The organism is Antribacter soli (assembly GCF_021568775.1).
GTDB lineage: Bacteria > Actinomycetota > Actinomycetes > Actinomycetales > Cellulomonadaceae > Antribacter > Antribacter soli.
Genome location: NZ_JAKGSG010000073.1, coordinates 1 through 5655 on the forward strand (window position 1 = coordinate 1; position 5655 = coordinate 5655).

A 5655-nucleotide genomic window follows, 5' to 3' on the forward strand; every position below is an offset into this window, starting at 1 on the left:
AAATGCGTGAAGGCCCGCACCGGGGGGTGCGGGCCTTCACGTGAAGGGTGTTCGGCGGCGTCCTACTCTCCCACCCCGTCACCAGGGCAGTACCATCGGCGCTGAAGGGCTGAGCTTCCGGGTTCGGAATGGGACCGGGCGTTTCCCCTTCGCCATGACCGCCGTAACAGTATCGAGTTGTTGGGTTGGTTCCCCCGTTTGCCACCCCGGGCCCCGGGTCTCGGGGTGGGTGGTGTGCTCTGGTCAGGAGCGGTGGGGGTGGTTGCCCGTTACTCGGGAACCGCACAGTGGACGCGTCACATCAGATTTTGGGTGTGTTGTGAAGTTGTCGGCTGATTAGTACCGGTCAGCTCCACGGGTCTTTCGTCCCCGTTTCCACGTCCGGCCTATCGACCCAGTAGTCTGCTGGGTGCCTTCCAGGAACTAGTCCTGTGGAAACCTCATCTTGAAGCAGGCTTCCCGCTTAGATGCTTTCAGCGGTTATCCCTTCCGAACGTAGCCAACCAGCCGTGCTCCTGGCGGAACAACTGGCACACCAGAGGTTCGTCCGTCCCGGTCCTCTCGTACTAGGGACAGCCCTTCTCAAGTTTCCTGCGCGCGCAGCGGATAGGGACCGAACTGTCTCACGACGTTCTAAACCCAGCTCGCGTACCGCTTTAATGGGCGAACAGCCCAACCCTTGGGACCTACTCCAGCCCCAGGATGCGACGAGCCGACATCGAGGTGCCAAACCATGCCGTCGATATGGACTCTTGGGCAAGATCAGCCTGTTATCCCCGGGGTACCTTTTATCCGTTGAGCGACGGCGCTTCCACAAGCCACCGCCGGATCACTAGTTCCGACTTTCGTCCCTGCTCGACCTGTCGGTCTCACAGTCAAGCTCCCTTGTGCACTTGCACTCGACACCTGATTGCCAACCAGGCTGAGGGAACCTTTGAGCGCCTCCGTTACATTTTGGGAGGCAACCGCCCCAGTTAAACTACCCACCAGGCACTGTCCCTGGTCCGGATCACGGACCGAGGTTAGATGTCCGAAGCGGTCAGAGTGGTATTTCAACGTCGACTCCACGGACACTGGCGTGCCCGCTTCACGGTCTCCCACCTATCCTACACAAACCGCACCGAACACCAATACCAAGCTATAGTAAAGGTCCCGGGGTCTTTCCGTCCTGCTGCGCGTAACGAGCATCTTTACTCGTAGTGCAATTTCGCCGAGTTCGCGGTTGAGACAGCGGAGAAGTCGTTACGCCATTCGTGCAGGTCGGAACTTACCCGACAAGGAATTTCGCTACCTTAGGATGGTTATAGTTACCACCGCCGTTTACTGGGGCTTAAATTCTGGGCTTCGCCGAAGCTGACCCGTCCTCTTAACCTTCCAGCACCGGGCAGGCGTCAGTCCGTATACATCGTCTTGCGACTTCGCACGGACCTGTGTTTTTAGTAAACAGTCGCTTCTCCCTGGTCTCTGCGGCCCTCCCCGCTTCCCACCGCTAGGGTGTTGACGGTTCAGGCCCCCCTTCTCCCGAAGTTACGGGGGCATTTTGCCGAGTTCCTTAACCACGATTCGCTCGATCGCCTTAGTATTCTCTACCTGACCACCTGAGTCGGTTTGGGGTACGGGCGGCTAGTACCTCGCGTCGAGGCTTTTCTTGGCAGCAGAGGATCACCCGTTTCCCGCATGTGCGGTCACTATCAGCTCTCACCCTGGTGTCCCACGGATTTGCCTATGGGACGGGCTACGGCCTTGGACGTGGACTACCATCGCCACGCCGGGCTACCTTCCTGCGTCACCCCTGTTAATACGCTTACCTACTACCGGTTCGGGTCCCACGCCGCCGGCCACGATGCAGTCCGAAGACTGCGGTGTGGCCCTTGGGGTGGTTAGCATCACCGGGCTCGGTATGGGCGGTACTTCGCCGGTAGGAGAATATCAACTCCTTGTCCATCGACTACGCCTGTCGGCCTCGCCTTAGGTCCCGACTTACCCAGGGCGGATGAACCTGGCCCTGGAACCCTTGGTCATTCGGCGGACGGGATTCACACCCGTCATTCGCTACTCATGCCTGCATTCTCACTCGTGTGGGCTCCACCACTGGGTCACCCCGCAGCTTCACTGCCCACACGACGCTCCCCTACCCACCCACACGCCTGAACCCCGAAGGGCTGAGCAATAGTGTGAGTGCCACGGCTTCGGTGGTGTGCTTGAGCCCCGCTACATTGTCGGCGCGGAATCACTTGACCAGTGAGCTATTACGCACTCTTTCAAGGGTGGCTGCTTCTAAGCCAACCTCCTGGTTGTCTGTGCAACTCCACATCCTTTCCCACTGAGCACACGCTTTGGGACCTTAGCCGATGATCTGGGCTGTTTCCCTCTCGACCACGGAGCTTATCCCCCGCGGTCTCACTGCCACGCTCTAACTTACCGGCATTCGGAGTTTGGCTGACATCAGTAACCTTGTAGGGCCCATCCGCCATCCAGTAGCTCTACCTCCGGCAAGAAACACGTGACGCTGCACCTAAATGCATTTCGGGGAGAACCAGCTATCACGAAGTTTGATTGGCCTTTCACCCCTAACCACAGGTCATCCCCCAGGTTTTCAACCCTGGTGGGTTCGGTCCTCCACGCCGTCTTACCGGCGCTTCAACCTGCCCATGGCTAGATCACTTCGCTTCGGGTCTAGACCCGGCGACTGAGGCGCCCTGTTCGGACTCGCTTTCGCTACGGCTACCCCACACGGGTTAACCTCGCCACCGAGCACTAACTCGCAGGCTCATTCTTCAAAAGGCACGCCGTCACCCCAGCTAGGGAGGCTCCGACGGATTGTAGGCACACGGTTTCAGGTACTATTTCACTCCCCTCCCGGGGTACTTTTCACCTTTCCCTCACGGTACTAGTCCGCTATCGGTCACTAGGTAGTATTTAGGCTTAGCAAGTGGTCTTGCCAGATTCACACGGGATTTCTCGGGCCCCGTGCTACTTGGGATCCCCTCCAGGAGGCCACACCATTTCGTCTACAGGACTTACACCCTCTACGGTCCGGTTTTCAACCCGGTTCGACTATGACGTGGCTTTCTCACTCCTCGAAGCCCTGTCAGAGACTTCAAGAGGGTCCCACAACCCCGTACACGCAACGCCTGACAGCTTGACACGCGCACGGTTTGGCCTGATCCGCTTTCGCTCGCCACTACTCACGGAATATCTCTTCCTGCCGGTACTGAGATGTTTCACTTCCCGGCGTTCCCTCCACACACCCTATATATTCAGGTGCAGGTAACACGACATGACTCGTGCTGGGTTCCCCCATTCGGAAACCCTCGGATCACAGCTCGCTAGCCAGCTCCCCGAGGCTTATCGCAGGCTACAACGTCCTTCTTCGGCTCCTAGTGCCAAGGCATCCACCCTGTGCCCTTACAAACTTCAACAACACAAAAAATTCTTCGCAGAGATCAGAAGAACCAGGCACCAACCCACCCGGTGCGCCCACACGGAGCGAACCCGGCAAGGGGACCTGGCACATCGATCATCAGTAAGAGATGCTCGCGTCCACTGTGCAGTTCTCAAGCTACGGACGAACCCACCCGGTCACCACCGCCAACCCGCACCACCCCAACGGGGTAGGCCGGCGGTCCGGTGGAACCGCGATGACCCGTACTGAAACACCAACCACCAACGTGGCCGGTTGCCTCAGGACCCAACAGTGTGCTCAGCAAACCCACCCCACCAGCCCGGCACGTTCCACCACCCGCCCCCCACCAGGGAGGACGAAGCAGGTACTGATGCCGGCACCAGGCCAGGCGAGCTCTTCGTCAATGTTCCACCCATGAGCAACCACCCGGTACGCGAACGGCACCGGCCTGGCCTCTGCCTGCTGTACGCAGGAGATGAGCTCCTTAGAAAGGAGGTGATCCAGCCGCACCTTCCGGTACGGCTACCTTGTTACGACTTAGTCCCAATCGCCAGTCCCACCTTCGACCACTCCCCCCGGAAAACCGGTTGGGCCATGGGCTTCGGGTGTTACCAACTTTCGTGACTTGACGGGCGGTGTGTACAAGGCCCGGGAACGTATTCACCGCAGCGTTGCTGATCTGCGATTACTAGCGACTCCGACTTCACGGGGTCGAGTTGCAGACCCCGATCCGAACTGAGACCGGCTTTTAGGGATTCGCTCCACCTCACGGTATCGCAGCCCTCTGTACCGGCCATTGTAGCATGCGTGAAGCCCAAGACATAAGGGGCATGATGATTTGACGTCATCCCCACCTTCCTCCGAGTTGACCCCGGCAGTCTCCCATGAGTCCCCGGCATAACCCGCTGGCAACATGGGACGAGGGTTGCGCTCGTTGCGGGACTTAACCCAACATCTCACGACACGAGCTGACGACAACCATGCACCACCTGTGCACCGACCTTGCGGGGCACCCATCTCTGAGTGTTTCCGGTGCATGTCAAGCCTTGGTAAGGTTCTTCGCGTTGCATCGAATTAATCCGCATGCTCCGCCGCTTGTGCGGGCCCCCGTCAATTCCTTTGAGTTTTAGCCTTGCGGCCGTACTCCCCAGGCGGGGCACTTAATGCGTTAGCTGCGGCACAGAAACAGTGGAACTGTCCCCACACCTAGTGCCCAACGTTTACGGCATGGACTACCAGGGTATCTAATCCTGTTCGCTCCCCATGCTTTCGCTCCTCAGCGTCAGTTGCGGCCCAGAGACCTGCCTTCGCCATCGGTGTTCCTCCTGATATCTGCGCATTCCACCGCTACACCAGGAATTCCAGTCTCCCCTACCGCACTCTAGTCTGCCCGTACCCGATGCAAGCTCGAGGTTGAGCCTCGAGTTTTCACACCAGACGCGACAGACCGCCTACGAGCTCTTTACGCCCAATAATTCCGGACAACGCTTGCGCCCTACGTATTACCGCGGCTGCTGGCACGTAGTTAGCCGGCGCTTCTTCTGCAGGTACCGTCACTTGCGCTTCTTCCCTGCTGAAAGAGGTTTACAACCCGAAGGCCGTCGTCCCTCACGCGGCGTCGCTGCATCAGGCTTTCGCCCATTGTGCAATATTCCCCACTGCTGCCTCCCGTAGGAGTCTGGGCCGTGTCTCAGTCCCAGTGTGGCCGGTCGCCCTCTCAGGCCGGCTACCCGTCGTCGCCTTGGTAGGCCATCACCCCACCAACAAGCTGATAGGCCGCGAGCCCATCCCCCACCGAAAAACTTTCCACACCACCCCATGCAGGGCAATGTCATATCCGGTATTAGACCTCGTTTCCAAGGCTTATCCCGAAGTGGAGGGCAGGTTGCTCACGTGTTACTCACCCGTTCGCCACTGATCCACCCCGAAGGGCTTCACCGTTCGACTTGCATGTGTTAAGCACGCCGCCAGCGTTCGTCCTGAGCCAGGATCAAACTCTCCGTAAAAGTATGCACGCCACCCAGACCAAAGCCCAGGTAACAACCATACGAAGCGAACCCCAAAAGGTTCAGATTAACTGGCACAGACCGAGCATGGCTCAGTCCGTCATCCAAAGGAATCCTCAACCAGCACAACCAGAAACCAGCCACAAAGCCAGCCCCCAGCCGCACCAGCCAAACGAGGACAAAAATTTGGCATTGACTATCAAGCACACTGTTGAGTTCTCAAACAACCGACGCACACCGTCA

At 58.6% G+C, this 5655-nt stretch carries 3 rRNA genes; all 3 read right to left on the reverse strand.

The annotated features are described in order from the left end of the window. Positions 1-49 precede the first annotated feature (49 nt). The 3 genes from rrf to L1785_RS22635 all read right to left on the reverse strand — a co-directional run bounded on the left by rrf (position 50) and on the right by L1785_RS22635 (position 5412). A 5S ribosomal RNA gene (rrf, locus tag L1785_RS22625) occupies positions 50-166 on the reverse strand. 150 nt (positions 167-316) lie between these two features. Continuing rightward, positions 317-3423, reverse strand: a 23S ribosomal RNA gene (locus tag L1785_RS22630). Positions 3424-3894: 471 nt separating this feature from the next. Next, a 16S ribosomal RNA gene (locus L1785_RS22635) occupies positions 3895-5412 on the reverse strand. Together the 16S, 23S and 5S rRNA genes form the textbook arrangement of a ribosomal RNA operon. Positions 5413-5655: the final 243 nt, after the last annotated feature.